The sequence below is a fragment of the Gordonibacter sp. RACS_AR49 genome (assembly GCF_030418435.1).
Lineage (GTDB): Bacteria > Actinomycetota > Coriobacteriia > Coriobacteriales > Eggerthellaceae > Gordonibacter > Gordonibacter urolithinfaciens.
Genome location: NZ_JAIUDM010000003.1, coordinates 122,488 through 148,479, shown reverse-complemented (window position 1 = coordinate 148,479; position 25,992 = coordinate 122,488). Strand labels below are relative to the sequence as shown.

At 64.8% G+C, this 25,992-nt stretch carries 29 protein-coding genes; 20 read left to right on the top strand and 9 right to left on the bottom strand.

Translation table 11 applies throughout. The features are described 5' to 3' along the window. Nucleotides 1–3: 3 nt before the first annotated feature. From rpsC to secY, 15 genes are all read left to right on the top strand, one after another. The gene (gene rpsC, locus LB310_RS08230) at nt 4–717 is read left to right on the top strand and encodes a 30S ribosomal protein S3 (RefSeq protein ID WP_015539832.1); all 714 of its coding nucleotides are present in this window, start codon (nt 4–6) and stop codon (nt 715–717) included. Continuing rightward, entirely contained in the window at nt 718–1,140 is a 423-nt protein-coding gene (rplP, locus tag LB310_RS08225; RefSeq protein WP_015539831.1) for a 50S ribosomal protein L16, read from the top strand. Next, nucleotides 1,141–1,335 carry a 50S ribosomal protein L29 gene (gene rpmC, locus LB310_RS08220; protein ID WP_015539830.1) on the top strand — a complete coding sequence of 65 codons (195 nt, stop codon included), beginning with the start codon at nt 1,141–1,143 and terminating at the stop codon, nt 1,333–1,335. Nucleotides 1,336–1,360: 25 nt separating this feature from the next. Further along, nucleotides 1,361–1,621: a 30S ribosomal protein S17 gene (gene rpsQ / locus LB310_RS08215; RefSeq protein WP_015539829.1), complete on the top strand. Its 261-nt coding sequence runs from the start codon at nt 1,361–1,363 to the stop codon at nt 1,619–1,621. Nucleotides 1,622–1,669: 48 nt separating this feature from the next. Then, nucleotides 1,670–2,038, top strand: a complete 369-nt coding sequence (gene rplN / locus LB310_RS08210; protein ID WP_015539828.1) for a 50S ribosomal protein L14 — start codon at nt 1,670–1,672, stop codon at nt 2,036–2,038. 25 nt (nt 2,039–2,063) lie between these two features. Continuing rightward, the gene (rplX, locus tag LB310_RS08205) at nt 2,064–2,375 is read left to right on the top strand and encodes a 50S ribosomal protein L24 (RefSeq protein WP_172623276.1); all 312 of its coding nucleotides are present in this window, start codon (nt 2,064–2,066) and stop codon (nt 2,373–2,375) included. Between the two features lie 258 nt (nt 2,376–2,633). Continuing rightward, nucleotides 2,634–3,182, top strand: a complete 549-nt coding sequence (gene rplE, locus LB310_RS08200) for a 50S ribosomal protein L5 (RefSeq protein WP_015539826.1) — start codon at nt 2,634–2,636, stop codon at nt 3,180–3,182. A gap of 71 nt (nt 3,183–3,253) precedes the next feature. Then, nucleotides 3,254–3,439, top strand: coding sequence for a type Z 30S ribosomal protein S14 (locus LB310_RS08195; RefSeq protein ID WP_041239446.1), 186 nt, complete (start codon nt 3,254–3,256; stop codon nt 3,437–3,439). 111 nt (nt 3,440–3,550) lie between these two features. Next, complete coding sequence (gene rpsH, locus LB310_RS08190) at nt 3,551–3,949, top strand: 30S ribosomal protein S8 (protein ID WP_015539824.1); 399 nt, start codon at nt 3,551–3,553, stop codon at nt 3,947–3,949. A gap of 19 nt (nt 3,950–3,968) precedes the next feature. Beyond that, nucleotides 3,969–4,511, top strand: coding sequence for a 50S ribosomal protein L6 (gene rplF, locus LB310_RS08185; RefSeq protein WP_087192274.1), 543 nt, complete (start codon nt 3,969–3,971; stop codon nt 4,509–4,511). 40 nt (nt 4,512–4,551) lie between these two features. Continuing rightward, nucleotides 4,552–4,920, top strand: a complete 369-nt coding sequence (gene rplR / locus LB310_RS08180) for a 50S ribosomal protein L18 (protein WP_015539822.1) — start codon at nt 4,552–4,554, stop codon at nt 4,918–4,920. 15 nt (nt 4,921–4,935) lie between these two features. Next, complete coding sequence (gene rpsE / locus LB310_RS08175) at nt 4,936–5,466, top strand: 30S ribosomal protein S5 (protein ID WP_015539821.1); 531 nt, start codon at nt 4,936–4,938, stop codon at nt 5,464–5,466. Then, on the top strand, nt 5,466–5,657 hold the full coding sequence (gene rpmD, locus LB310_RS08170; RefSeq protein WP_015539820.1) for a 50S ribosomal protein L30: 192 nt from the start codon (nt 5,466–5,468) through the stop codon (nt 5,655–5,657). Before rpsE ends, rpmD begins: the two co-directional genes overlap by 1 nt. A gap of 183 nt (nt 5,658–5,840) precedes the next feature. Next, a complete protein-coding gene (gene rplO, locus LB310_RS08165; protein ID WP_087192275.1) occupies nt 5,841–6,290 on the top strand; it encodes a 50S ribosomal protein L15 in 450 nt (149 codons plus the stop codon). Next, nucleotides 6,284–7,564 (top strand): preprotein translocase subunit SecY, encoded by a 1,281-nt coding sequence (gene secY, locus LB310_RS08160; protein ID WP_087192276.1) that lies wholly within the window; start codon nt 6,284–6,286, stop codon nt 7,562–7,564. Before rplO ends, secY begins: the two co-directional genes overlap by 7 nt. 568 nt (nt 7,565–8,132) lie before the next feature. On the opposite strand, the gene LB310_RS08155 is transcribed toward secY, so the two are convergent. The 4 genes from LB310_RS08155 to LB310_RS08140 form a co-directional block, all read right to left on the bottom strand. Next, nucleotides 8,133–8,528, bottom strand: a complete 396-nt coding sequence (locus LB310_RS08155; RefSeq protein WP_096226961.1) for a SpoVA/SpoVAEb family sporulation membrane protein — start codon at nt 8,526–8,528, stop codon at nt 8,133–8,135. A gap of 11 nt (nt 8,529–8,539) precedes the next feature. Then, the gene (locus tag LB310_RS08150) at nt 8,540–8,929 is read right to left on the bottom strand and encodes a SpoVA/SpoVAEb family sporulation membrane protein (protein ID WP_096226960.1); all 390 of its coding nucleotides are present in this window, start codon (nt 8,927–8,929) and stop codon (nt 8,540–8,542) included. Nucleotides 8,930–8,998: 69 nt separating this feature from the next. Beyond that, complete coding sequence (locus tag LB310_RS08145) at nt 8,999–9,331, bottom strand: 4Fe-4S binding protein (RefSeq protein ID WP_096226959.1); 333 nt, start codon at nt 9,329–9,331, stop codon at nt 8,999–9,001. A 2-nt stretch (nt 9,332–9,333) separates the two neighbouring features. Next, a complete protein-coding gene (locus LB310_RS08140; RefSeq protein WP_096226958.1) occupies nt 9,334–11,583 on the bottom strand; it encodes a molybdopterin-dependent oxidoreductase in 2,250 nt (749 codons plus the stop codon). Between the two features lie 334 nt (nt 11,584–11,917). Between LB310_RS08140 and LB310_RS08135 the strand changes: the two genes are divergently transcribed. From LB310_RS08135 to nagA, 5 genes are all read left to right on the top strand, one after another. Next, nucleotides 11,918–13,357, top strand: a complete 1,440-nt coding sequence (locus tag LB310_RS08135) for a helix-turn-helix transcriptional regulator (RefSeq protein WP_157780532.1) — start codon at nt 11,918–11,920, stop codon at nt 13,355–13,357. Between the two features lie 234 nt (nt 13,358–13,591). Beyond that, on the top strand, nt 13,592–14,218 hold the full coding sequence (locus LB310_RS08130; protein ID WP_087191873.1) for an adenylate kinase: 627 nt from the start codon (nt 13,592–13,594) through the stop codon (nt 14,216–14,218). A 92-nt stretch (nt 14,219–14,310) separates the two neighbouring features. Then, nucleotides 14,311–16,500 (top strand): cytochrome C oxidase Cbb3, encoded by a 2,190-nt coding sequence (locus LB310_RS08125; RefSeq protein WP_087191872.1) that lies wholly within the window; start codon nt 14,311–14,313, stop codon nt 16,498–16,500. A gap of 103 nt (nt 16,501–16,603) precedes the next feature. Continuing rightward, nucleotides 16,604–17,341 (top strand): glucosamine-6-phosphate deaminase, encoded by a 738-nt coding sequence (gene nagB / locus LB310_RS08120; protein ID WP_301154886.1) that lies wholly within the window; start codon nt 16,604–16,606, stop codon nt 17,339–17,341. A gap of 420 nt (nt 17,342–17,761) precedes the next feature. After that, the gene (gene nagA / locus LB310_RS08115) at nt 17,762–18,889 is read left to right on the top strand and encodes an N-acetylglucosamine-6-phosphate deacetylase (RefSeq protein WP_301154885.1); all 1,128 of its coding nucleotides are present in this window, start codon (nt 17,762–17,764) and stop codon (nt 18,887–18,889) included. Between the two features lie 441 nt (nt 18,890–19,330). Here the strand turns inward: nagA and LB310_RS08110 are convergent, their stop codons facing one another. From LB310_RS08110 to LB310_RS08090, 5 genes are all read right to left on the bottom strand, one after another. Then, complete coding sequence (locus LB310_RS08110) at nt 19,331–20,704, bottom strand: ROK family protein (RefSeq protein WP_087191869.1); 1,374 nt, start codon at nt 20,702–20,704, stop codon at nt 19,331–19,333. A 4-nt stretch (nt 20,705–20,708) separates the two neighbouring features. Then, nucleotides 20,709–21,923, bottom strand: a complete 1,215-nt coding sequence (locus LB310_RS08105) for an AGE family epimerase/isomerase (RefSeq protein WP_087191868.1) — start codon at nt 21,921–21,923, stop codon at nt 20,709–20,711. A 10-nt stretch (nt 21,924–21,933) separates the two neighbouring features. After that, on the bottom strand, nt 21,934–22,917 hold the full coding sequence (locus tag LB310_RS08100; RefSeq protein ID WP_087191867.1) for a dihydrodipicolinate synthase family protein: 984 nt from the start codon (nt 22,915–22,917) through the stop codon (nt 21,934–21,936). A gap of 190 nt (nt 22,918–23,107) precedes the next feature. Continuing rightward, nucleotides 23,108–23,968: an ABC transporter ATP-binding protein gene (locus LB310_RS08095; RefSeq protein WP_015539808.1), complete on the bottom strand. Its 861-nt coding sequence runs from the start codon at nt 23,966–23,968 to the stop codon at nt 23,108–23,110. Next, nucleotides 23,965–25,992 (bottom strand): dipeptide/oligopeptide/nickel ABC transporter permease/ATP-binding protein, encoded by a 2,028-nt coding sequence (locus LB310_RS08090; RefSeq protein WP_096226952.1) that lies wholly within the window; start codon nt 25,990–25,992, stop codon nt 23,965–23,967. The genes LB310_RS08095 and LB310_RS08090 overlap by 4 nt, the downstream gene beginning before the upstream one ends.

Sequence of the window (25,992 nt, the reverse complement as noted above, 5' to 3'; positions counted from 1 at the left end):
CGTATGGGTCAGAAAGTTAGCCCCACCGGGTTCCGCCTTGGCATCACCGAAGATTGGCGCAGCCGTTGGTACTCCGACAAGGACTACGCCAAGAACCTGGAAAACGACTTGGCCATCAGGAAGTTCCTGGACAAGTACCTCGCCCGTGCCGCCGTCTCCAAGGTTGAGATCGAGCGCGCCGGCGACAAGATCAAGGTCATCGTCACCACGGCCCGCCCGGGCGTCGTGATCGGCAAGAAGGGCGCCGAGATCGACTCCCTGCGCAAGAAGCTGGAGAAGGTTGCCAGCGGCCCGGTGTCCATCGAGGTCGTCGAGGTCAAGCGCCCCGAGCTCGATGCCGCGCTCATCGCGCAGTCCGTGGCCGAGCAGCTCGAGGGCCGCGTGGCCTTCCGCCGCGCCATGCGCAAGGCGGTCCAGTCCGCCCGCAAGAGCGGTGCCAAGGGCATCCGCATCCAGTGCTCCGGCCGCCTGGGCGGCGCGGAGATGAGCCGTCGCGAGTGGTATCGCGAAGGCCGCGTGCCGCTGCACACGCTGCGCGCGAAGATCGACTACGGTTTCTGCACCGCCGCCACCACGATGGGCTCCATCGGCGTGCAGGTGTGGGTGTACCACGGCGAGATGCTCCCCGGCCAGAAGGCGCCGAACCCGGCGCTCGAGGGCAGCTCCCGTCCGAACCGTTCCCGTCGCAACGACCGCAACGAGAGGGGGGCGAAGTAAATGCTCGTACCTAAGCGCGTCAAGCACCGCAAGGTGCAGCGTGGTTCCATGAAGGGCAAGGCCAAGGGCGGCACCCGGCTGAACCACGGCACGTGGGGTATCCAGGCGCTCGAGGCGCACTGGATCACCAACCGCCAGATCGAGGCAGCCCGTATCGCCATGACCCGTCACATGAAGCGTGGCGGCAAGGTGTGGATCACGATCTTCCCCGACAAGCCTATCACGCAGAAGCCGGCAGAAACCCGCATGGGTTCCGGCAAGGGCAACCCCGAGGCATGGGTCGCCGTCGTCAAGCCCGGCCGCATCATGTTCGAGATCGACGGTGTCGACGAGGAGACCGCCAAGGAAGCTCTGCGTCTCGCCATCAACAAGTTGCCCATCAAGTGCAAGATTGTTTCCAAGGAAACGGAAGGGCAGGAATAAATGAAAGCAGCAGAGATCCGTGAGCTTTCTGCCGACGATTTGCAGGCGAAACTCAAAGAAGCGCGCGCGGAGCTTTTCAATCTGCGCTTCCAGATGGCCACGAGCCAGCTCGACAACACCGCCCGCGTGGGTCAGGTCAAAAAGGACATCGCCCGCATCCAGACCGAGATGCGCGCCCGCGAGCTGAACGCCTAGAGCGCGGATAAGGAAGGTTATATACATGAGTGAAGATCGTAACTCCCGCAAGGTCCGCCAGGGCACCGTGGTGAGCGCCGTCAACGACAAGACCTGCGTCGTGCAGGTCAAGGAGCGCAAGCCGCATCCCGTGTACGGCAAGATGATGACGACCACGAAGAAGTTCCACGCCCACGACGAGAACAACGAGGCCGGCGTCGGCGACACCGTGCGCATCATGGAGACGCGCCCGCTGTCCAAGATGAAGCGCTGGCGTCTGATCGAGATCGTGGAAAAGGCCAAATAGCCTGCGTGCTCGCATGCATGCCCGTAAGAGGAAAGTTAGGTTACAGCAATGATTCAGATGCAAACCATGCTCGCAGTGGCCGACAACTCCGGCGCTCGCAAGGTGCAGTGCATCAAGGTCCTCGGCGGCTCCAAGCGCCGCTACGCGGGCCTCGGTGACGTGATCATCTGCAGCGTGAAGGAAGCGGCGCCCAACGGCAACGTCAAGAAGGGCGAGGTCGTGCGCTGCGTCGTCGTGCGCGTGAAGAAGGAAGTCCGCCGCCCCGACGGCAGCTACATCAAGTTCGACCAGAACGCCGCCGTGCTCATCAACAACGACGGCGCGCCCCGCGGCACCCGCATCTTCGGGCCGGTTGCCCGCGAGCTGCGCGACAAGAAGTACATGAAGATCGTGTCTCTGGCACCGGAAACGCTGTAGGGGAGGTGTGCGTAATATGAGTGGTATGAACATCAAGAAGGGCGACAAGGTCAAGGTCCTGTCCGGCAAGGACAAGGGCAAGGAGGGCGTCGTGCTGCGCGCGCTTCCGCAGAAGGAGCGCGTGGTGGTGGAGAAGGTCAACATGATCAAGAAGGCCATGCGCCCCACCCAGCAGAACCCGCAGGGCGGCATCTCCACCATGGAGGCCCCCATCCACGTGTCCAACGTCATGGTCATCTGCCCCGAGTGCAAGCAGCCCACGCGTACGGGCAAGAAGCGCGACGAGAACGGCAAGAAGATCCGCGTCTGCAAGAAGTGCGGCAAGGACATCGATTAGTAGTTCCGCCGATCTCCGATCGGCGGAACGGGTCGACGCTGCGGGTGGCTGTGGCACCCCGCCTTCGCACGATCGCGAAGGCTCGCGTACCGAAGTACGCTTCGCCTTCGCGATCCCGCGAATTCGAGGCACCACAGCCACCCTCGCTGACTTTTCGGCGACCAGCGACGGCCAATGCAGTACAATGGCCCCTGCCGCTTCGGCGGCGAGGGACGCAGGGTCGGAAATCCTGCGTTTAATTCATCGAAAGGAAACGAAATGACCGCTCCTCGCCTGAAGGAACAGTACAAGACCGAGATCGTGCCCAAGCTCGAGCAGGAGCTCGGCATCAAGAACATCAACGAGGTCCCGCGCCTCGAGAAGATCGTCGTGAACATGGGCGTGGGCGCCGCAGCCTCCGACTCGAAGCTGCTCGACGCCGCCATGGCCGACCTGCGCACCATCACGGGCCAGCAGCCCTGCGTCACGCGCGCCAAGAAGTCCATCGCCGGCTTCCACCTGCGCGAGGGCCAGGCCATCGGCTGCAAGGTCACGCTGCGCGGCGACCGCATGTGGGAGTTCCTGGACCGCCTGCTGGCGACCGCCCTTCCGCGCGTCCGCGACTTCCGCGGCATCTCGCCGAAGAGCTTCGACGGCCGCGGCAACTACACGATGGGCATCACCGAGCAGCTGATCTTCCCGGAGATCGACTACGACAAGATCGACCGCACGCGCGGCATGGACATCACGGTCGTCACGACCGCGGACAACAACGAGGACGCCTTCGCGCTGCTCTCCGCGCTGGGCTTCCCCTTCAAGGACAAGTAGGTTGCTTGTTCCCACGATGGTACTTGCACCCGCGCGCGAGCGCGGGTCGAGGATAGGAAAGAAGGAATTGCATGGCTAAGAAATCGATGATCGCCAAGGCGAAGCGCGAGCCGAAGTTCTCGACGCGCCAGCACAACCGCTGCACGCGTTGCGGACGTCCCCGCGCTTACTACCGCAAGTTCGGCCTGTGCCGCGTGTGCCTGCGCGAGCTGGCCAACAAAGGCGAACTGCCCGGCGTGACCAAGTCTTCGTGGTAAGCCGCCAGACTCAAGTCACGTTCAAGGGTGTGCCCGCGTAGAAGGCGGAGGCGTTACGGGCGCCGACGAACCGTGCGCGCGGCTCATCACGGACCAAAGGAGAACAGAACCATGACCATGACCGACCCCATCGCAGACATGCTTACGCGCGTGCGTAACGCAAACTCTGCCGGCAAGCAGACGGTTTCCATGCCGTCGAGCAAGAAGCTTGTCGAGATAGCCCGCATCATGCAGGAAGAGGGCTATATCCAGCGCTACGACGTCGTCGAGGGCGAGCCCCGCGCGACGCTGGAGATCGTGCTGAAGTACGGCGACAAGAAGGCCAAGACCATCCGCGGCATCAAGCGCATCTCGAAGCCCGGCCTGCGTATCTACGCGGGCAAGGACGAGCTGCCCCGGGTGCTCGGCGGACTCGGCACCGCAATCATCTCGACGAGCCTCGGCGTGATGACCGACCGCGACGCCCGCAAAAAGGGCGTTGGCGGCGAGGTCATCGCGTACGTATGGTAGGAAAGGGAGGTAGGTAGATATGTCTCGTATCGGCAAACAGCCCATCACCGTTCCTGCCGGCGTCGACGTTACCATCGACGGCAACACCGTGACGGTCAAGGGCCCGAAGGGCGAGCTCACCCGCAGCTTCCCCGAGATCATGATCATCAAGCGCGAGGGCGACGACATCATCGTCGAGCGTCCGGACGACAGCCGCGACGCGAAGGCCTTCCACGGCCTCGTGCGCACGCTCATCGCGAACATGGTCGAGGGCACCGCGAACGGCTTCTCCAAGAAGCTCCAGCTCGTGGGCGTCGGCTACCGCGCCGCGCTCAAGGGCAAGGACCTGGAGATGCAGCTCGGCTTCTCTCATCCCGTGCTCGTGGAGGCGCCGGAGAACATCACGTTCGAGGTCCCGAGCCAAACCGAGATCATCGTGTCCGGCCCCAGCAAGGAGCAGGTCGGCCAGGTGGCGGCGAACATCCGCAAGTGGCGCAAGCCGGAGCCCTACAAGGGCAAGGGCATTCGCTACGAGGGCGAGCATGTGCGTCGCAAGCTGGGCAAGGCCGCCAAGGGCGACTAACGTTTGAGCCTCTACACGGTTTGAGATCGAAGGGATAATCATGAACAAGCTTCAGAAGAAACAAGCCGGGTTGGCTCGCCGCCATCGCCGCGTGCGCGGCAAGGTTTCCGGCACGGCGGCGCGTCCGCGCCTGTGCGTCACGCGCAGCAACAACAACATCTACGTCCAGCTCGTCGACGACGTCGCCAGCAAGACCATCTGCGGCGTGTCCACGCTCGGTGCCGAGTTCAAGGCCACGGGCAAGAAGGGCGGCACCGTCGAGGGCGCGGCTGCCCTCGGCGAGATCGTCGGCAAGAAGGCGCAGGAGAACGGCGTCACGGAGGTCGTGTTCGACCGTGGCGGTCATCTGTATCACGGGCGCGTGCAGGCTCTGGCCGATGCGGCTCGCGAAGCCGGCCTGAAATTCTAGAAGGGGTTAAAGCTTATGGCTCGTAACAAGCAGCAGAACGACGCCGGGGTTCCCGAGCTCCAGGAGCGCGTCGTCTACATCAACCGCGTGTCCAAGGTCGTCAAGGGCGGCCGCCGCTTCGCGCTCACCGCGCTCGTGGTCGTCGGCGACGGCAACGGCCGCGTCGGCGTGGGCATGGGCAAGTCCCAGGAAGTGCCCATCGCTATCAAGAAGGGCGTCGAGGACGCGAAGAAGAACATGTTCACCGTGCCGCTGACGCCCGAGAAGACGCTGCCGCATGAGATCATGGGCATCTACGGCGCCGGCCGCGTGCTCATCAAGCCGGCCACGCCCGGTACCGGCGTTATCGCCGGCGGTCCGGTGCGCGCCATCATGGAGCTCGCCGGCGTGACCGACGTGCTCACGAAGTCTCTCGGCACGAACAACGCCATGAACATCGTGAAGGCGGCCGCCGAGGGCCTCAAGAACATGGAGAGCCCCGAGCAGGTGGCTGCGCGCCGCGACACGTCCGTCGCGAAGATCTACGGCTGGAAGGAGAAGGAGTAATGGCAGACGCGAAGAAGACGCTGCGCATCACCCAGGTGAAGAGCTCCGTCGGCCGTAAAGCCGACCAGGGCCAGACGCTGCGTGCGCTCGGCCTCGGCAAGATCGGCCGCACGGTCGACCAGGTGGACAACGACTGCGTGCGCGGCATGATCTTCAAGGTCAAGCACCTCGTGCAGGTCGAAGAGCTGTAAACCAGCGAGGTTACACGCGCCGCCTTCGGGCGGCGCGTGTTATCATATTCGATTGTGAATCATCGCCGCCTCTGCGGCGTGATCGCGTTTCCGCCAAGGGGCGGGACGCCCAGGGAAGTTAGCTGGCGGCGAGCTGCCAGCGCGGGCCGCGGGCCCGTATGCGACTGAGAAGGAGTCACAACCATGGAATTGAAGGATCTCAAGCCGGCCGAGGGCGCGACCAAGAACCGTAAGCGCGTGGGCCGCGGTCCTGCCTCCGGCACGGGCAAGACGTCCGGCCGCGGCATGAACGGCCAGAAGTCTCGCGCTGGCGGCGGCAAGGGCGTCGGCTTCGAGGGCGGCCAGACCCCGCTCGCGCGTCGTCTGCCGAAGCTCCCCGGCTTCAAGAACATCAACCATGTGGAGTACCTGCCCGTCAACGTGAGCCGTCTCGACGAGAAGTTCGAGGCCGGCGACGTGGTCGACGGCGAGAGCTTGAAGGCCAAGGGCATCATCAAGCATGCCGACGCACTGGTGAAGGTGCTCGGCGACGGCGACCTGACCAAGGCGCTCACGGTCAAGGTCGATAAGGTTTCTGCTTCGGCCAAGGCGAAGATCGAAGCAGCTGGAGGAAAGGTCGAAGAGCCTTGCTAAGCTCGATCATCGATGCGTTCAAGGTACCGGAGCTGCGTAAGAAGATCCTCTTCACGCTGGCTATCCTCGCACTGTACCGCTTCGGCGCGTACGTGCCGGTGCCGGGCATCCCGTTCAACGAGTTCGCGAATTCGTTCCAGGATTCGGGCGTGTCCATGACGATGCTCGACCTGTTCACGGGCGGCGCGCTGTCGAACTTCTCGGTGTTCTCGCTGGGCATCATGCCCTACATCACGGCCTCCATTATCATGCAGCTCATGCAGGGCGTCATCCCCGCCGTGGGCCGCTGGGCGAAGGAGGGCGATGCGGGACGCAAGAAGATCACGCAGGTTACGCGCTACCTGACGCTGGGACTCGGCCTCATCAACGCGGTGGGCTACCTGTTCCTGTTCAAGTCGTCGGCGTACGGCGTAGTGTTCAGCACGGAGGTTCCCGAGCTGCTCACCGACATCATCGTCGTGTTCACGCTCGTGGCGGGCACCGCGTTCATCATGTGGATGGGCGAGCTCATCACGCAGCGGGGCATCGGCAACGGCATGTCGCTCATCATCTTCGTGAGCATCGTGTCGCGCGTGCCGAGCGCCATCTTCTCGTCGGTGAACCTGACGGCGGACCTGGGTATGGGCATTGCCATCACGGCGCTCATCATCCTCGTGGTGCTGGCGTGCATCCCCGCGATCATCTTCGTGGAGCGCGCGCAGCGTCGCATCCCCGTGAACTACGCCAAGCGCGTGCAGGGGCGCAAGATGATGGGCGGCCAGTCCACGTACATCCCCCTGAAGGTGAACGCGGCGGGCGTCATCCCCATCATCTTCGCGAGCTGCCTGATCTACTTCCCCGCGCAGCTGGCGGCGCTCTTCAACATCGAGTGGCTCACGAACGTGGCCAACGCGATGTCGACGGGCTGGATCAACTGGATCCTCACGGTGCTCTTGATCGTGTTCTTCGCGTACTTCTACACCTCCATGGTGTTCAACCCCGAGGACACGGCCGACAACCTGCGCAAGCAGGGCGGCTTCATCCCCGGCGTGCGCCCGGGCACGGCCACCGTCACCTACATCAAGAACGTGCTGCACCGCGTGACGCTTCCCGGCGGCATCTTCATCGCCGCCATCGCGGTCGTGCCGTCCATCGTGTTCTTCTTCACCGGCAACACGCTCATCCAGGCGTTCGGCGGCACCTCGATCCTCATCATGATCGGCGTGGCCCTCGATACCATGAGCAAGGTGGAGAGCCAGCTGAAGATGCACAACTACGACGGCTTCTTCAAGTAGGGAAGCATCGAAAGAACGGCGAACTGCGCATCGGCGGCCCTCGGGCCGCCGATGCTGGTTTTCGGAGGCGGGGGGGGCTGTAAGGCGCTCGCCGGGAGGATGCAGGGCGCTTCGCGCCTTCGGGTGCGCTGGCAAAGACGGTTCCTGCCGGCTGACACGAGGTTGGCGGAATCGCGATATCCTTCGGGATGGACAGCAGCAGGATGAGGCCCTCACTCGCTCGCTGCGGGTTGCAATTATGGATTGGCGAAGAGAAGGGCCCGAACAATCCGGGCCCTTCTGTCAGTTCCCGGCGGTACTGCTATTCCGGCTGGGCCGCGACGATGGGGATGGACGGTTTCGGTGGACGCGGAAGTTCGAGGCCGCAATTCTCGCATCGTGCCGCGCCTTCGGGGTTCTTGTGCCCGCAACGGAAGCACACAGTAGTGATGTTCAACTTCCGGGGCTTTCCCCGGCAGCGTCCGCAGCTTACGCAGGCGTATCCACATGACATGGCTTCATCTCCTTGTCGGGGGTTCTGCGGATGCGGACGCCTGCGCGAGGTGCCCGCCAGGGGATGGATGGGCCGTCATTGGCGAGCGATCGTAGCTTGCTTTTCGGCCGCATCGTCCCCATGTGCGTTGTCGTCCTGCTTGTGGAGTGCGCAGTATCCGCTTCCGCAGACCAATCCGATGGCCGTGAGGGCTAAGAACACGCCGATGACGGACAGCAGCGGCCAGGGGTTGCCGGCGAGAGCTGCCTGCGTCGTGGCGCAAACGGCCTGCCCGGCGCCCACCACCATGATGGTGAAGCCGGCGCCGCCCCACTCTGCGAGTTGATCCATGATGCCGAAGGGCGTCAGGATGCCTCCAAGGGCCAAACCGACGAGCAAGATGAGGGGAACGGGCGCTTTCGTGGCGTCCGCGACGATTTGAAACAGAAGGCAGAGCGTTCCGCCCACTAGGAAAGCCATGATGAATTCCATTGCGGTGCCTCCTATGCCACGAGGAACGCCAATGCGCCCACGATTGCGTCGACGAGGCCGCCGACACCGATGACGAGCAGAACGAGCTTTACAGACGCCGCCACGCCTTTACCTGGCTGTCCGGTTTCGGCAACGGCCCTTTCGTAGGCGCCTGCCACGCCGCCTGCGAACCCGTTGAACGGCAGGATCGAGCCGAAACCGCTCACAGCGCCTATCCTCTGCTGGATGCCGGGAAGGTACAGCACGAGGGCTACCGCGCCCATCCCCAGCAGCGTGAGAGGTCCGAGATAGGGAAAATCGGCTCCCAGGGCGCCGGCGAATATGTTCCAGATAATCTGTCCAATAACGGCATACAGGCCGCCGACGGCGAATGCGAGTGCCCATCCCTTCACTTTGTCCATCGCTTCCTCCTTCTAAGGGGCGCCGCCGTACATGCTGTCGTGTCCGCACGGCGGCGCGGCCGTCCCATGTTAGATGTTGAACAACACGAGTTTCTTCTTCGATGCGATCTTCTTGGCCAACTCATCGATAGGACCGACTTCCAGACACTGTGCCTGGCAGTGGTGCTGGCAGGTAGGCAGCTTGCCCTTCGCCTGCCGCTCGGCGCAGAAGTCGCACAGGTCGGTGGGCACCGGCACGTAGGACAGCTGCCAGCGGTCGGGGGCGTACTCGAAGGGGCCGATCTCGTTCAGCTTGATGCCGAACTGGCCGACGGGCAGGTGGTGCTCCATCTGACAGGCTGTCTCGCAGCTATGGCAGCCGGTGCACCATTCGTAGTCGATGAGCATGCCGTATTCCGTCATGATTATTCACCGTCCTTTGCGGGATAGATTTTGCAGAGCATGGACTTGTAGTTGGCGCCGAACCCGGATTTGCCGGGAACGTACGAATTCAGAAGCTTGTTGACGTTCAGATCGAGCATGCCGAACAGCCCGTCCTTCTCCTCGCCGGGAGCCTCGGGGAACCACCAGCCGTGATCGGACATAACCACGCGCTCGTCCATGATGTTCGTGCACTCCACGACGCGCTTGCAGCGACCGCGCTCGTTCTCCAGCCATACCCACTCGCCGTCGTGCACGCCGATGCGCTCCGCGGCCTTGGGGTTGATCTGCACGAGGGGCCAGGGGCGGCCGGCTCGCAGGTGCGGGACCTGCCGATGCTCGGAGTGGAACATGAACCAGTTGCGCGCGCCGGTGGTGAGCACGAACGGGTACTCGTCGTACAAGTCGGGTGTCGCGGCCGGGCTCTCGGTTGGCTCCTCGAAGTAGGGCACGGGGCTCAAGCCCGCATTGTGGTAGAACGTCGACCACAGCTCGATGCGTCCCGTCTGCGTGTTGAAGCCGGGTTGGCCGTCGGGGCGCAGCAGGCCCTTCTCGTGGCGGCCGTACTCGAAGGGGATGTAGGCGGGCGCCACCTGCTGCAGCTCCTCGAACGTATAGCCCGTGCAGGCGATGACGGAGCTGAACATCTCCTTGTCGTCCTTCCACGGCCACGCCTCGGGGTTGAAGCGCTTTCCCAGTTCCAGGTTGATCTGCATGTCCGATTTGCATGCGCCCACCTGGCACACCTTGTTGATGGTCTCGCCGCGCTGCGCGCCGTCGCCCACGCGGATGCCGTCGCGCTCGGCATAGGTGCAGGCTGGCAGGAACACGTCGGCCAACGCCATGGCCGTGGGCGTCATGAACATATCCACCACCACGATGAAGTCGAGCGTGCGCCAGGCCCTCATGGAGCGTTCGGGGTCGGGGGAGGTGCAGGTGAGGAAGTTCGTCGTTTGCAGCCAGGCGCCGTGCAGCTTGTAGGGCTCTTTGGTCTCGAGCGTTTTCATCACCTCGTCGGAGGACGCCACCTGGAAGCCGAACTTCAGCAGGGAGTACTTGTCCAGTCCGATGCGGTGCGCATCCATCTCGGGCGTGACCAGCTCGCCGCCGAACCCGCCGGAGTAGGCCAGGATCTCGGGCGGTACGATCATGCAGCCCGGTTTCTCGCAGAAGCCGCATACCTGCCACAGCGCCCCGATGGCCTGGGCCGCCGGTAGCGACTCCTTTGTGGTGTCCACGGCCAGGCCCCATTGCACGATGCCGTTCTCGGCACCCGCCCATGCGCGGGCCGCGCCGACGATCTTCTCGGCGGGCACCCAGGTGATCTCGGCCACCTTGCCAACGGGGTAGGCCGCCGCGGTCTGGGCCAGCTCGTCGAAGCCATAGCACCAGCGGTCCACGAAATCGTGGTCGTAGAGGTCCTCGGAGATGATGACGTTCAGCATGCCGAGGGCGAGGGCCGCGTCCGTTCCCGGCCGCACCTGCAGCCACCACTCGGCCTTCGAGGCGAGCCACGTCAAGCGCGGGTCCACCACGATCAGCTTCGAGCCGCGCTTCATAACGTCGACCATCCAATGACCGTAGAAGCCGTCCGAGTTCGCGACGAGCGGGTTGTTGCCCCATACCATGATGTACTCGGCGGGGACCCAGGCGGGATCGTCATAGCGGTCGGGGAACTGCTGGGAGAAGTCGCCCACCCAGAAGTTGCCCGTCGTGGCGGCGCAGCCGGCCACGCGCGGTAGGTAACAGGCCATGCCCGACATGTTGAACATATAGTTTGGGCTGCCGAACGACCAGGCCAGGCGCGTGATCCAGGCAGCTATGTCGCGCCCCGTGCCCTGCACGAACGGGATGGACCAGGCGCCGTAGTTCTCCTTGATCTCGGTGAACTTCTCGTACACGAGGTCGAGTGCCTCGTCCCAGGTGATGTCCACCCACTTGTCCTGACCGCGGTGCGCAGGATCGCGCCTCATGGGCGTGGTGACGCGGTCGGGGTTGTACACCACCTCGGTCAGCGCCAGGCAGCGGTTGCAGAGCCTGCCTTGGTTGTAGGGGTTCTCCGGGTCGCCCTCCACCTTGACGAGCTTCCCCTCGTCGTCGGTGTACAGCAGCACGCCGCAGCCGATATGGCAGCCGGGGCCCGACCAGGCGCTGCCGCGCGTGACGTGCAGGCCGTCCTCATCGTACTTGAACGGCTTCTCGTGCTCTACGAGATGGTACTTGTTCTCGCTCATGCTGTTCCTTCCGCTCGCTTCTTTCACTCGCCCTGTCCCGCTTTCGTCATTCGCGGGACAGGGCGATTCTAGGCTCGTCCGGAGTGCGCATCTTCGCTCGATTGGATTGAATGCGCGTTTCATACGTTTCCCCCTAGGTGTCGGTGTCGGTATGAGAAAATTCATACTCCGATGTAATGGCAGGTGGCAAAGCCTATGGGTGCTGCGTTGGCTCCGGGAGACACTTATTCTGCGGTCTTCGAGCGCCGTGCCCCATATAATGGGCGGGTACACTGGGCGCAGCGGCATGCCGAACGCTTCGGGCGGGCATGTCGGCGCCGAAAGGGGGCGTGTCATGTCGGAGAAAGCACAAGCGCGCGTGACCGAGGTCTCGTACGGCCAGTTCGCACCATTCGTCGTGGTGGGGTTTGGCCTTTGCTGGGCCGTCATGTACATCATCGCCTACAGCTTCGTGTTCACGCCGCTTGACGCGTTCTCGTCCTTGCAGCGCGATGTGGGCCGCATCGGTTACCTTGGGGGCATCGTCGTATTCGAGATGGCGCTCTATGCGCTGTTCGGACGCTTCTGCTCCACGCGATTCCGCATCCCGCTCGCCGTCGCCGCTTATATTGCGCTTGCGGCCATGGTGGTGGTGAGCGCCTTGGGCGAAGCGCTCGGCTTGGGCGGTTGGCCATGCGCGATCGCCATGCTGGCGGCGGGTATGTGGCAGGGTGCCTTCCATATCCTGTGGGCCGAGGCGTTCATGTATCTGGACCGCAAGAGTGTCCGGCGCTACCTGTACCTATCCATCGTCATTGGGGCGATGCTGTTCTTGCTCACTACGCTGGTGGCCTCTTCCGCCGGTATGTTCGTTACGCTGCTGCTGGCGTTCCTCTCGCTTGTTTGCTATGTGTTCACGCATCAATTCTGGCCGAGCCATGCGTTGGGCGATCGACCTGTGACAAAGGATGTCGCACGCTCGCTCAGAAAGAGCAACGTTGTCCTTGTCATCTACGGGGCCGTGTTCGGCGTGGGCATCTATGCTTGCATGGCGCCTGATCTGCCAGTGTACGTGAGTTACCCCCTGACGGGCTTAGCGCTTGCCGCAGGCGTGGGCGGCCTGCTGCTCTTCGAGGTGCACACGAAGCGCGCCATTGCGTTCGAGACGTTCATTACCGTGCTGCTACCTGCCGTGGCAGTTATCCTTATGGTGCTCACCGGTGCGTCGGGAACCATGAAATGGGTTATGTACCTGCTGCTGCTCATGTTGCTCACCGCGTTCGACGCGTCCACGTTCTGCTTCTTGTTCGATCTGACGGATCGGCTGCGCCTCACGCCCATCAAGAGCATCGCCCGAGGCAGGATATACATTCAGTGCGGCATGGTGGCGGCAGGTGCCGTCAACCTAGTCCTCGTGAACTTCCTCGACTTGTCGCGCGACTACGCTTTCGTCATGCCGTTTTTCTTGGCCGTGCTGCTGTTCGTCATGGTGGCGGCCAGCGGCAAGATCGATGTCATGCCCCACGATCCGGGTATGGCATCGGCGCGTGCAGAGAGGGAGGCAGGCGGCGTAGACGGCGGCGTCGCCAAGAGCAAGGCCATGGCCGAGGAGTTCGGCCTGTCGCGGCGAGAGACCGAGGTGCTTGTGCTGCTAATGCAGGGCTACGATACGAATGCCGTCGCTGAGAAGTTGTTTCTGTCGCCCCATACGGTGAAGTCCCACACGTACCATATCTACCAGAAGGCGGGGGTCAACTCGAGGCGGGAGCTGCTGGAGAAGCGCGACGGCGGGTAGCCTGGCTCGCTTCGCATCGCCCTAGTCGGCGTCTTCGCATGCCGAGGCATTTTCCACAAGGGTGAGCAACTCCTCGCGGGAGTTCGCGTCCAACTTGCGGTATATCCTGCAAGTGTGCGATTTCGCCGTCTCCCTGCCGTCCCCGTCCTCCGTCTTTCTTTTGAAATATGATCGGCGCGCTTCGCCGTTTGCTACAATACGGGGCATCGATGGTATGTCGAAAGGAAATCACTCATGAACATCGTGTTGTTGGGGGCGCCGGGTGCCGGGAAGGGCACGCAGGCGGCCAAGCTGGTTGAAGAGTTCGCCACGCCGCACATCTCGACGGGGGACATGCTGCGCGCGGCCGTCAAAGCCGGCACGCCGCTGGGCAAGAAGGCCAAGTCCTACATGGACGCCGGCGAGCTCGTGCCCGACGACGTCATCATCGGCCTGGTGACCGAGCGCCTGCAGGACGCGGACACCGAGAAGGGCTTCATCCTCGACGGCTTCCCGCGCACGTCCGCCCAGGCTGTCGCGCTTGACGCGGAGCTCTCCAAGCTGGGCCGCCCGCTGGACGCGGCGCTGCTCGTGGACGTGGACCCCGAGGTCATCGTCAAGCGCCTCACGTCGCGCCGCATGTGCCGCGACTGCAACTACATCGGCACCGCCGCCGACGAGACCTGCCCCAAGTGCGGTGGCGAGATGTACCAGCGCGACGACGACAACGAGGCCACGGTGCGCAACCGCCTCGACGTGTACGAGAAGTCCACGGCGCCGCTCATCGACTACTACCGCGGCTGCGACCTGCTCGTCTCCATCGACGGCGACCGTGACCCGAACGTGGTGTACGCCGACGTGAAGAAGGCGCTGGCCCTGTAGGCGCCGAACGCGGCGTTTTGCACGCAATCTTGAAGGCGGATAGGGCTTGAGCTGCCCTGTCCGCCTTTTTTCATCTATAATTCGTTACCAGTATGCCCACCGTCCGCCAGAACATATCCTACGCCTACACGGGCTTCATGCGCGCGCATCGGCCGGCGGTCAGGCACCTGGCGAAGAGCATCCTCGCCATCCTCGCCGTGGCGTTCCTGCTGGAGACGTTCCTGTTCAACCTGAACTACTTCACGTCTGCCGGCTACAACTCCATCAGCCTGAACGACAAGCTCAACCTGCAGGAGACGACCGACGAGCAGTACAAGCTCACGGCCGTGAACCACACGCTGGAGTTCTCGAACCTCAACACCGAGGTGCACAATATCTGGCTTAACTTCGACTACCGCCAGGCCGCCCAGGAGCTCACGGTGAAGATCCAGTTCACCGACGACGCTCACCACACGTACTTCGACTCCACGGAGTACACGGTGGGCGTGCCCGACGTGGCGGTGTCCACCCTGTCCGACCAGAGCGAGTACATCAACCTGAACACGGCGGGGCTCGTGGACAACCTGAGGATCGAGATCACGGGCGAGAACGTGAGCTATCCCATCAAGCTCTCGGACATCGTGCTGAACGCGCACCATCCGTTCGACTTCAACACGGGGCGCTTCCTGGCCACGGCCGGCATTCTGCTCTTGGCGTTCGCGTTCCGCCCGCGCTCGGCCATCTACCGCATCCACATCGTGGACGAGCCGCGCAAGTCGAAGGCGGCCATCATCGCCACGGTGGTCATCGAGGTGTACCTCATGTCCGCGTTCCTGTTCATGGGCTCGAACCTTGTGGGCGTCGCCACGCAGGGCTACAACAGCGGCTCGTGGGACGGGCACAGCATCGTGAATACCTTCGAGGTGGGCGGCGACAACGCCCAGCAGTATGCCGAGCTTGCCAAGGCCATGGCGCACGGCCAGCTCTACCTCGAGGAGGAGCCGCCCCAGTGGCTGCAGGACATGGCCGACCCCTACGACAAGGGCGCGCGCGACGAGGCGCAGAAGGAGACGGGGGAGCCGTACCTGTTCGACGTGGCCTACCATGACGGGCACTACTACGTCTACTTCGGCGTGGTGCCGGTCGTGTTGTTCTACCTGCCGTTCTACTTGCTCACCGGCGCTAACTTCCCCACGGCTATCGGCGTGCTCATTGCGTGCGTCGCCTTCGTGCTGGGCTGCTCGGCGTTGCTCGACCGCTTCGCGCGCTATCACTTCAAGCGGGTGAGCCTGGGCCTGTACCTGCTGCTGCAGATACCGCTCGTCACCTGCTGCGGCATCCTGTACCTGCTGAAGTTCCCCACGTTCTACTCGCTGCCCATCATGCTGGGGCTGGCGTTCTCCGTGTGGGGGCTGTATTTCTGGATGCGCGGCCGCGCGTCGGCAGCGCGTTCCACCGGGCCGGAGAAGTGGTACCTGGCAGGGTCGCTGTGCATGGCGCTCGTGGTGGGCTGCCGCCCGCAGCTCGTGGTGCTGTCGCTGCTGGCCTTCCCGCTGTTCTGGCGCCCCTACATCACGGAGCGCCGGCTGTTCACGCCGCGCGGCGGACGCGAGTTCGCCTGCCTCGTGGCTCCCTATGCGGTGGTGGCGGCCGGCCTCATGGGCTACAACTACGCCCGCTTCGGCTCGCTCACGGATTTCGGGGCGAACTACAACCTCACGGTGAACGACATGACGAAGCGCGGTTGGAACCTGGGCCGCCTCGCGCCGGCGCTGTTCGCGTACTTTCTGCAGCCTCCGTGCGTGACGGGCGTGTTCCCGTACGTGCAGCCGGCTCCGTTCGACACCACCTACATGGGGCAGACCATCAAGGAGGTCACGTTCGGCGGCATCCTGGCGTGCCTGCCGGTGCTGTGGGTGCTGCCGTTCGCGAAGCGCATCCTCGCGCTGCGCATGCGCCAGCGCTCCACGCGCACCATCATGGGCGTCATCGTGGTGCTGCTGGCGTCGGGCGTCATCGTGGCGCTCTTGGACGCGCAGATGGCCGGCATCCTGCAGCGCTACTTCGCCGACTTCAGCTTCATGTTCCTAGCGGCCGTCGTGCTGCTGGCGTTCATCGTGAACGAGAACCTGTCGCCTGGGACGATGGCGCAGAACCTGCTCATGAAGGTGCTGCTGGTGCTGGTGGCCGTTTCGGTGGTCTACAGCGTGCTCGTATGCTTCGTGCCCGAAACGGGCTGGTATTCCGATGTGTACTCGTGGGCGTACCAGGACGTTATCGAGACGGCTCAGTTCTGGACCTAGGCACCAACCCCTCCGGCTCCGACCGGGGCCGAGGGAGGCGCCGCGCCGCCGTTGCGGCATGCGCGGCATAGAAAGCAATAAACGCAAGGGAAGAGAGGGTTCCATGGAATTCATCATCGCCGAGAGCACCGAGGACATGAGCCGCCAGGCGGCCGACCGCATCGCCTCGTACGTCGACGCCGACCCGTCCTGCGTGCTGGGGCTGGCCACGGGCACGACGCCCATCGGCCTGTACGCGTGCCTCGTGGAGGACTGCGCGGCCGGCAAGATCAGCTTCGCCGACGTGACCACGTTCAACCTGGACGAGTACCGCGGCCTCAACCCCGAGCACGACCAGAGCTACCGCTACTTCATGAAGAAGCACCTGTTCGACCATGTGGACATCGACCAGGCTCGTACGCACGTGCCGGAAGGGTTCAATCCGGACGCCGATGCCGTGTGCGCAGCCTACGAGGAGGCCATCGAAGAGGCGGGCGGCATCGACCTGCAGCTGCTGGGCCTCGGGCCGAACGGCCACATCGGCTTCAACGAGCCGGAGGACACGTTCCCCAAGGCCACCCACTGCGTCGACCTCACCGAGAGCACCATCCAGGCGAACAGCCGCCTGTTCGACAGCATCGACGACGTGCCGCGCCAGGCCTACACCATGGGCATCGGCACCATCATGGCCGCGCGCAGCGTCCTTGTGGTGGTGGAAGGCTCCCACAAGGCCGAGATCGTGAAGAAGGCGTTTTTCGGCCCGGTCGCTCCGCAGGTGCCGGCCTCCATCCTGCAGTTTCATCCCAACGCCACCGTCATCGTGGACCCCGCCGCCGGCGAGCTCTGCCGCGATTTGGCGTAAAGCGCGCAAAGGAGCCGCTGTGCTGGGGGAGGATCGGCGCAGCGGCTGTCGCAGCGAGAGGGGCTGCATCGCGCGGCTCCCTCTCGCTGCGAGCGAATCAAAGGTGCGCTTCGAAAATATCGCCCCTTGGATGCACGGAAATCGCCGCTCTGAAGCTCATGGAGCCGGCATGGACGAGCATCGTATTCTACGAACTGGGCAAACGCATCGGATGGCGATGCCGGGCGGCGCAAAAGGGCCTTGCAGGCTCCTCCAGAGCTTCAGAGCGGCGATTTCCGTGCAATTCGAACCTCGAATTTGCGAAGAAGGGGCGAATCGGAGGCAACCTTCTCGGAGCAGAGGACGAAAAATGGCCGATGGGGCAGTATAATGTCCCTGCTAAAATCACCTGCTTGAAGCAGTTCGGAAGGAGAATGCCCTATGCGCATCATCAACGGAAGCGTGTTCGTTGGCGAGGGGTTTGTCGAGCGCGACGTGTTCGTGGCGGACGGCCGCTTCGTGGGGGAGGCCGCGCGAGCGGAAGGCGGCCAGACCGTCGACGCGGCCGGCTGCTACGTGATCCCCGGTTTGGTGGACCTGCATTTCCACGGTAGCGCCGGCGCCGACATCAGCGACGGCGACCTGGCGGGCCTGCACAGGATGGGGGCCTACGAGGCCTCGCGCGGCGTCACGGCCATGTGCCCGGCCACGATGACGCTGCCCGAGGACGTGCTCGTGCGCGCCGCGCAGGCTGCGGCGGCCTACGAGCCGGCTGCGGACGAGGCGGCGCTCGTGGGCATCAACATGGAGGGCCCCTTCATCTCGCCGAGCAAGGTGGGCGCGCAGAACCCCGACTACGTGCGCAACCCCTCGGCCGAGGAGTTCCGCCGTCTGCAGGAGGCGGCTGACGGCCTGTTCAAGCTCGTGGACATCGCGCCCGAGGAGCCGGGTGCCGAAGAGTTCATCCGCGAGATGGCGAGCGAGGTGCGCATCTCGCTCGCGCATACCTGCACGGACTACGACACGGCCGCCCGCGCGTTCGAGCTGGGCGCGCGCCAGCTCACGCACCTGTACAACGCCATGGACCCCATGCACCACCGCAAGCCCGGCCCCATCCCGGCCGCCGTCGAGCACGGCGAGGTGACGGCCGAGATCATCGCCGACGGCGTGCACATCCATCCCGCCATGGTGCGTCTGGCCTTCCAGCTGTTCGGCGACAACCGCATGATCCTCATCAGCGACACGCTGCGCGCGGCCGGCCTCGAGGACGGCACCTACGACCTGGGCGGCCAGGACGTCACGGTGCGCGGCCCCGTGGCCACCATCGACAACGGCGCGCTCGCCGGCTCGGTGAGCGACCTCATGCGCTGCCTGACCGTTGCCGTGCGCGACATGGGCATCCCGCTCGCGAGTGCCGTGAAGGCGGCGAGCGCGAACCCGGCCCGCGCCCTCGGCCTGGATGCCGAGCGCGGCTCCATCGAGCCCGGCAAGGTGGCCGACGCCGTGCTGCTGGACAAGGAGACGCTCGACGTGCGCGCCGTCGTCCTGCGCGGCGAGCTGCTGGCGTAGCGCACCATCGGATGCCGCGAGAAGCGCCCCGCTGCGAGCGATCGCGGCGGGGCGTTTTGCCCGAGAGGGGGATTGCCCGATGCCTGCATGCGGGGCGGGCATCGGGGCAGCGGCCGCCTGAAGCGTCACGAAGGCTGGCTTTGCTGACGCCGAAACGGGCCCTTAGTGTCAAAAACAAGGCGGTTTGGCAATCCACGGTAGTTCGCTCGGATTATCATCACAGAACGCTACCTGGGAAAACACTGTCCAGGACTGCTGTTCCATCGAAGAATTTGTCTCATGCGGCGCGCTACGATTGCCAAACCGCCCCGTTTTTGGCAGCAACCGGCTCTTTCGGCGTCAAGGCCCTTGAACGAGATCGGAAGAGGCCGGAAAAAAAGCCCGCGCCATGCGGCGCGGGCCTCGTCTAAACGATGAAGGGGGAATGCCCCTTGCGCCGTTTTACGCCTCCGGCAGCGAGGCGGCGGCCACGGACTGGCCCACGCGGCGCATCATCTCGTCGGGCAGCGTCACGTTGATCTGCGCGTCGAGCTCGGGGTATTCCTCGGCCAACACGCGGTTGCACTCGCTGATCACGAGGTCGCCGCCCACGCCGGAGGCCACGCGGCCCAGCACCAGGAGCGTCTTGATCTCGTAGAACGAGCTGTACAGCACGAGCGTGTGCGCCAGGTACACGCCGATGGAGCGGAAGATGTCGAGCGCGCCCTCGTGGCCCTCGTTGGCCAGGCCCTGCACCACCTTGAGCTTCTCGGCGGGGGAGAGCTCCGGGTCCAGCTCGATACCTGCGGCCGGCGCCAGCTTGATGACGGCGTCCTGGCTGAAGTACTTGCAGCCTACGCCGAAGTCGCCGGACCACTCGTCCTGCATGGCCTCGGGCGACAGGTCCACCGGCGCGAACGCCAGCTCGTTGATCCAACCGAGCACGTTGCCCTCGTCGTTCACGTAGCCCACGGCCTCGCTCGTGCCCATGGCGATGCCGAGGATGTCGCCCTTGCCCGTGCTCATGAAGCCCGCGAGCGCGGTCACGTCGCCGTCGTTGGCCACCACCAGCGGCACGTCGCCGATCTCCAAGCCGGCGCGGTCGTAGATGCTCTTCACCTCTTCGCGGCGATCGCGCGGCACCTTGATGAACAGGGAGGCCACCATGGGGCTGTTGCCCACGAACGTGCCGGCCGACGACACGCCGATGGCGTCCACGCGCGGCATCTTGGAGGCGGCGGTCTTGAACGCGGTCACGATCTCGTTGAAGTGGTACTCCGGATCCTCGGTGACCTTCGGGAACCAAACGACCTCCTCGGAGTACACCGACTCGCCGTCGATGACGGCCGACACCTTGCGGTCCGACCCGCCGGCGTCGAAGCCGATGCGGCAGCCCTTCAGGTGGCCGCCGATCTTCTTGGCGGCCTCGTTGGCGGCGGGGAAGTCGGCCTCCGTGCACGCCACGACCTCGAGCGGCTTCTCGTACACGTCGCCCACGAAGCCGTAGTCGAACGAACGTGCGCCCTCCGGCGAGTACGCCTCGGCCAGCTTCGCCGCGATGTCATCGCAGCCGCGCAGGTACACCCGGAAGCCGCCGATGCTCCACAGCTCGAACTTCACCAGGCGCTCCACGTAGCGGAAGTCGGCCTCGGCGAACTCGCCGCCGCGGATGAAGCTCTCGCGCACCGAGATCAAGCCGTCCTCGCGCTCAACGGCCACGGCGATGGGCTGGGTGGCGCCCTCGAGGTACGCCTTCATCCACACGCCGAAGGGGATGAAGCCCTCGTCCAGGACGGGCATGTTCTTGACGTCGTAATCGATACCCAGGTAGTTCATGTCGTCAGTCTCCTATCAGCTCGGTCAGCACTCGTTCGGTCATGGACAGGGCGCGGGGCACGTGGAAGGGGCCCTTGAACGTGGAGCCCTTCGTGGGGGGCATGGTGGGCAGACCGTCGCGGCGCAGGTAGCCGTACCATTCGCCGAACTCGGGGTCGGCGAAGTGCTCCTTGCAGTAGTCCACCGTGCGCAGCAGCCAATCCAGGTAGTACTCGTCACCGGTGTCGCGGTACGCCTTCGACGCGGCGATCATGATCTCGTTGTGGGGCCACCACAGCTTCATGTCGTGCTCGTAGGCTTCCGTCGGCTTGCCCAGCGCGTCGATGAAGTACAGCAGGCCGTCGTACTCGTCGTCCCATCCGGCCTCGATGGCCAGGCGGAAGATCTGCTCGGCCGTGCGGTGCAGCTCCTTGTCGCCGCGGTAGTTGGCCTCGTCCATCATGAACCAGCTGCACTCTATGTCGTGGCCCGGGTTCACCACGCGTCCGGCCGTGTACTCGAGCTCCGGCTCTCCCTGCGCGTTCACGCTCTCCAGCGTGCATCCCAGCTCCGGTCGGTAGTGCCAGTTCACGATGCGGTCGGTGCACTCGCGCGCGTGCCGGTCGTACTCCTCCGCGTTCGCCGGGTCCACGCGTCGCATGATGCCGATGATGTTCAGGAAGATCATCGGGTCGCCCAGCGCGTAGCCCGAGCGCGTTTCCGCGATGGTCTTGGGCCCGAGCCCTGTCGGGTCCTCGATCAGGCCGTTGTTCAGGTTGTGGATCATCTCGTACGCCCGGCGCGCGCGCTCCAGATGCTCAACCTCGCCCGTGAGCCCGTAGTACTCGGCGTTCGCGATGGCGTAGAAGCCCTCCGAGAAGCAGTAGCGCCTCTGGCGCAGGGGCTTGCCCTCGGCCGTCACCGTGAAGTACAGGCGGCCGCCCGCCTCGCGGTTGATGCAGTGCTCCTCCAGGAAGTCCAGGCAGCTCTTCGCGGCCTCCATCCATTCGGGGCGCTCGCCGTACAGGCGGCACAGGTGCGCGAACGTCCAGGCGCAGCGCCCCTGCATCCACACGCTCTTGTCGGTGGAGTACACCTCGCCCGTGCGGTCGAGGCAGGTGTACACGCCGCCGTTCTCGCGGTCCATGCCGTGCGCGAGCCAGAAGTCCACGCAGGCGTCCAGCTCTAAGCGGCACCAGTCGCGCGTGGCGGTCAGCTTCTGCAAAGTTACGTCGGTCATGCGGCCCCTCCTACTTCGAACAGCCGAAGACGGGGCAGGCGCTCCAGGTGGACTCGCGCGTGGGTGCGTCGGCGTCCATGAGGCCGGCCTGCTTGAGCACGGTCACGATGTGCTCCACGTCCTCGCCCTCGAGCGCGCACACGGGCTCGCGCATCTGGTTCGTATTGAACACGCCCATCTGCCACAGCGCCGTCTTGAACGCGCCCACGCCGGCGCCGAAGCCCACGGTGGCCTTCACCTCGCGCGTCACGAACATAAGGCGGGCCAGATGATTCTGGATGTCGCGCACGCGCTCCCAGTCGCCGGCCTGCGCCGCGCGCCACTGCTCCACGTAGCTCGCCGGGTCGAGGTTCGCGAGTCCCGGCACGGCGCCGTCCGCACCTGCGAGGTATGCGCCGTCCACGCATACCTCGTGGCCGGTGAGCAGCTGCAGCGGGTGCCCCGCATCCTCGTTCTCCAGCAGCAGCCAGCGGAACGACACGTCGTCCCCCGAGGAGTCCTTCACGCCCTGCAGCACGCCGTCCTTGCCCAGGCGCACGAGCATCGTGGGGTCGAGCTTCGTGTGCACGCACACGGGCAGGTCGTAGGCGAACAGTGGCAGGTCGGTGTGTTCGCGGATGGCGCGGAAGTGACGTTCCACCTCTTTCGGGCCGCCGAGGGCGTAGAAGGGGGCGGTGGCCACGAGTGCGTCCACGCCGTAGCCGGACGCGCGCTTGGCCTGGTCGACCACGCGCAACGTCTCCATGTCGATGATGCCTGCCAGCACCGGCACGCGGCCATGTACCATGGCCACGGCCTCCTGCAGCACGTGATAGCGCTGCGCATCGGTGAGGAAGGCCACCTCGCCCGAGGAGCCGAGGAAGAACAGGCCGTCCACGCCGGCATCGATCATGCGGTTGATGGAGCGCTCGAGTGCCTCGAGGTCGAGTTGGCGCTTCTCGGTCAGCGGTATGACGACCGGTGGGATCACGCCGCGAAACGGTGAGTCAGTCATGGGAGCTAATCCTCTTTTCCGTTGTTCGAATCTAAACGATAGAACTTTAATTCCCCTGATGGTCGCCGTCAACGCACGGTAAGGGGCGACCACAAGAAAAGCGCCCGGATCGGCGTGCATGGCTAGCGATACAACGCGGCCCCCGGATCTCTCCGGGGGCCGCGATCCGCCGAATGCGCCGGATTCGGGCCTACTTGCCCAGTTCGGGATGCAGCAGCGAGGGCGCTGCGCCCAAAAGCAGCTTCGTGTACTCGTCCTTAGGGTTCGAGAACACCTCCTCCGCCGTGCCGTTCTCCACGGCCACGCCGGCGTTCATGACGATGATGCGATCCGATATGTAGCGCACCGTCTGTATGTCGTGGCTGATGAACACCATCGACAGGCCCAGGTCGCGCTTCAGGTCCATCAGCAGGTTCAGGATCTGTGCGCGCACCGACACGTCCAGCGCGCTCGTGGGCTCGTCGGCGATGATGGCGTCGGGCTTGAGCGACAGGGCGCGGGCGATGGCCACGCGCTGCCGCTGGCCGCCGGAAAGCTGCCCCGGTAGCGCGTCGAGCACCGATCCCGGCAGGCCCACCATCTCGATGAGTTCCTGCACGCGTGCCTCGCGCGAGGCCTTGTCGCCGATCTTGTGCACCACGAGCGGGTCCATGAGCTGGTCGTGCACGCTCATGCGGGCGTTCAGGGCCGTGGCCGGGTCCTGGAACACCACCGAGATCACGCGGCCGATGAGGCGGCGCTCGGCGGCGGTGCGCTTCGTCACGTCCTTGCCCTTGAAGAACACCCTGCCCGACGTGGGCTGCTGCAAGCCGCACATGACGTTGGCCGTCGTGGACTTGCCGCAGCCCGATTCGCCCACGATGCCCAGCGTCTGTCCCGGCATGAGTTTGAGCGTGAGCCCGCGCACGGCCTGCACCTTGTTCGGGTGCAGGATGGAGCCGGTGCGCGTCTTGAACGTCACGCGGATGTCGTCGAGGAAGATGATGGGGGTGGGCTCGCCGTCCGCACCCGCAGGTGCGGCGGCCGTCCCGTTCAGTTTCTCATCGCTCATATCAGCGGACCTCCTGGCACATAGGGCTTGATACCAAGTCGTTTCAGCTCGCTGTCAGGCAGCTCGCCGTAGTAGTGGTCGGTGCCCTCCACGCGCTTGAGCACGGGGCGCAGCTGCGAGACCTTGTCGGGATGGCTCGAGCGCGGCGTGAAGCGGTCGCCCTCGGGGAAGTCCTTCGGCGAGGGCACGGAGCCCGGCACCTGGTGCAGGCGGGCGCCGCCGGCCTCGATGGACAGCACCGATCCCAGCAGGCCGCGCGTGTACTCGTGCACGGGGTGGCACAGGATGTCCGTGACCGGGCCCTGCTCCACCACCTGGCCGGCGTACATGACGGTAATGGAGTTGGCCACCTCGGCCACGAGGGCCAAGTCGTGGCTCACGAACACCATCGCGAAGCCCAGCTCCTTCTGCAGCTTGTTCAGCAGGTCGATGACCTGCTTCTGCACCGTCACGTCGAGGGCGGTGGTAGGCTCGTCGGCAATGATGAGCTTCGGGTCGCGCGTCAGCGCCATGGCGATGAGCACGCGCTGGCGCTGCCCGCCGGAGAGCTCGTGGGGGTAGGAGCCAAGCGTGCGCTTCGGATCCAGGCCCACCAGCTCCAGCAGCTCCTCGGCGCTGCGGGTGCCGCCGCGCTTCGTCAGCTGCTTCATCTGCGACTTGATGAGCATGGAGGGGTTCAAGGACGACAGCGCGTCCTGGTAGATCATGGCGATCTCGCGGCCGCGCAGCGCGTTCATCTGACGTTGGCTCATGGCGAGCAGGTTCTGCCCGTCGTAGAGCACCTCGCCGGTGACGGTGGCCTTCGGGTCCAAAAGGCCCATGATGGTGAGCGAGGTGATGGACTTGCCGCAGCCCGACTCGCCCACGAGGCCCATGGTCTGGCGCGGGCGCACCACGAAGCTCACATGGTCTACCACGTTCACGTCGCCATGGCGCGGGAACTTGATGCAGAGGTCCTTGACCTCCAGGATGGGCGGCACGTCCGTGCGCGCCTCGAAGCGGTCGGTGCGCGTCTTCTCCACGGCTTGCAGCTGGGCCAGGCGCTTCTCCAGCATCTCGGCCTGGGCGGCGTAGGCCAGCGTCGGGTCGGCCACCATCTTGTCGGCCTCGCGGTTCGCGGCGAGCGCGTCGTCGGCGGCCTTGACCGGGGCCTTGGGGGCCGCGGCCATGGCGTCGGTGATGCCCTCGGACAGGATGTTCAGGCAGAGCACCGTGATCATGATGGCCAGGCCCGGGAACAGCGCCTGCCACCAGCGGCCCGCCAGCACGCCGCCGCGCGCGTCGGACAAAATGTTGCCCCACGTGGGCGTGGGCTCAGGGATGCCGGCCGAGATGAAGGACAGGGATGCCTCGAACACGATGGCGTCGGCCACCAGCACGATGGTGAACACCATGACCGGGGCGATGCAGTTGCGGATGACGTGCTTCACGAGGATCCACGGCGCCCGTGCGCCGGAGACGACGACGGCGCGCACGTAATCCTGGTTGTACTCGCTCACCACGTTGGCACGCACGATACGCGCGATCTGCGGAATGTACAGGAAGCCGATGGCGAAGATGAGCGAGGGCACCGAGCTGCCGAACGCGATGACGAACGTGGCGGCCAGGGCGATGCCGGGGAAGGACATGACCACGTCGAGGACGCGCATGATGACTTCCGACACCCACTTGCGTGACACGGCGGCGATAGCGCCGATGATGGAGCCGCAGATGAGCGCGAACGCCGTGGCGCCCAGGCCGATGATGAGCGAGTAGCGCGCGCCGTACATCATGCGCGACAGCACGTCGCGGCCCTTGTCGTCGGTGCCGAACAGGAACTGCGCGTCGGGCGCTTGGCGGGCGGTGAAGATGGCGTACGGGTCGTGCGGCGCGAGGATGTTGGCCAGCACGGCGATCATGACGATGAGGACCAGCACGATGAGCGAGATGCGCGACCCGATGGACATGGCCTTCCAGCGGCGGAAGTGCACCTTGCCGGGGTTGGACTCGAGCTTTGCGGTAGTGTTTTCTCGTAGCTTAACCAT

Bases quoted from the DNA above. Each gene is read 5' to 3' on its own strand.
- LB310_RS08145 (WP_096226959.1), bottom strand. From the start codon at position 9,331: ATGACGGAATACGGCATGCTCATCGACTACGAATGGTGCACCGGCTGC.
- rpsQ (WP_015539829.1), top strand. From the start codon at position 1,361: ATGAGTGAAGATCGTAACTCCCGCAAGGTCCGCCAGGGCACCGTGGTG.
- LB310_RS08130 (WP_087191873.1), top strand. From the start codon at position 13,592: ATGAACATCGTGTTGTTGGGGGCGCCGGGTGCCGGGAAGGGCACGCAG.
- LB310_RS08135 (WP_157780532.1), top strand. From the start codon at position 11,918: ATGTCGGAGAAAGCACAAGCGCGCGTGACCGAGGTCTCGTACGGCCAG.
- LB310_RS08100 (WP_087191867.1), bottom strand. From the start codon at position 22,917: ATGACTGACTCACCGTTTCGCGGCGTGATCCCACCGGTCGTCATACCG.
- nagA (WP_301154885.1), top strand. From the start codon at position 17,762: ATGCGCATCATCAACGGAAGCGTGTTCGTTGGCGAGGGGTTTGTCGAG.
- rplP (WP_015539831.1), top strand. From the start codon at position 718: ATGCTCGTACCTAAGCGCGTCAAGCACCGCAAGGTGCAGCGTGGTTCC.
- nagB (WP_301154886.1), top strand. From the start codon at position 16,604: ATGGAATTCATCATCGCCGAGAGCACCGAGGACATGAGCCGCCAGGCG.
- rplX (WP_172623276.1), top strand. From the start codon at position 2,064: ATGAACATCAAGAAGGGCGACAAGGTCAAGGTCCTGTCCGGCAAGGAC.
- LB310_RS08125 (WP_087191872.1), top strand. From the start codon at position 14,311: ATGCCCACCGTCCGCCAGAACATATCCTACGCCTACACGGGCTTCATG.
- rpsC (WP_015539832.1), top strand. From the start codon at position 4: ATGGGTCAGAAAGTTAGCCCCACCGGGTTCCGCCTTGGCATCACCGAA.
- LB310_RS08105 (WP_087191868.1), bottom strand. From the start codon at position 21,923: ATGACCGACGTAACTTTGCAGAAGCTGACCGCCACGCGCGACTGGTGC.
- rplN (WP_015539828.1), top strand. From the start codon at position 1,670: ATGATTCAGATGCAAACCATGCTCGCAGTGGCCGACAACTCCGGCGCT.
- rpmD (WP_015539820.1), top strand. From the start codon at position 5,466: ATGGCAGACGCGAAGAAGACGCTGCGCATCACCCAGGTGAAGAGCTCC.
- rplF (WP_087192274.1), top strand. From the start codon at position 3,969: ATGTCTCGTATCGGCAAACAGCCCATCACCGTTCCTGCCGGCGTCGAC.
- LB310_RS08150 (WP_096226960.1), bottom strand. From the start codon at position 8,929: ATGGACAAAGTGAAGGGATGGGCACTCGCATTCGCCGTCGGCGGCCTG.
- rplR (WP_015539822.1), top strand. From the start codon at position 4,552: ATGAACAAGCTTCAGAAGAAACAAGCCGGGTTGGCTCGCCGCCATCGC.
- LB310_RS08090 (WP_096226952.1), bottom strand. From the start codon at position 25,992: ATGGTTAAGCTACGAGAAAACACTACCGCAAAGCTCGAGTCCAACCCC.
- rpmC (WP_015539830.1), top strand. From the start codon at position 1,141: ATGAAAGCAGCAGAGATCCGTGAGCTTTCTGCCGACGATTTGCAGGCG.
- rpsE (WP_015539821.1), top strand. From the start codon at position 4,936: ATGGCTCGTAACAAGCAGCAGAACGACGCCGGGGTTCCCGAGCTCCAG.
- rpsH (WP_015539824.1), top strand. From the start codon at position 3,551: ATGACCATGACCGACCCCATCGCAGACATGCTTACGCGCGTGCGTAAC.
- LB310_RS08140 (WP_096226958.1), bottom strand. From the start codon at position 11,583: ATGAGCGAGAACAAGTACCATCTCGTAGAGCACGAGAAGCCGTTCAAG.
- LB310_RS08155 (WP_096226961.1), bottom strand. From the start codon at position 8,528: ATGGAATTCATCATGGCTTTCCTAGTGGGCGGAACGCTCTGCCTTCTG.
- LB310_RS08110 (WP_087191869.1), bottom strand. From the start codon at position 20,704: ATGAACTACCTGGGTATCGATTACGACGTCAAGAACATGCCCGTCCTG.
- LB310_RS08095 (WP_015539808.1), bottom strand. From the start codon at position 23,968: ATGAGCGATGAGAAACTGAACGGGACGGCCGCCGCACCTGCGGGTGCG.
- LB310_RS08195 (WP_041239446.1), top strand. From the start codon at position 3,254: ATGGCTAAGAAATCGATGATCGCCAAGGCGAAGCGCGAGCCGAAGTTC.
- rplE (WP_015539826.1), top strand. From the start codon at position 2,634: ATGACCGCTCCTCGCCTGAAGGAACAGTACAAGACCGAGATCGTGCCC.
- rplO (WP_087192275.1), top strand. From the start codon at position 5,841: ATGGAATTGAAGGATCTCAAGCCGGCCGAGGGCGCGACCAAGAACCGT.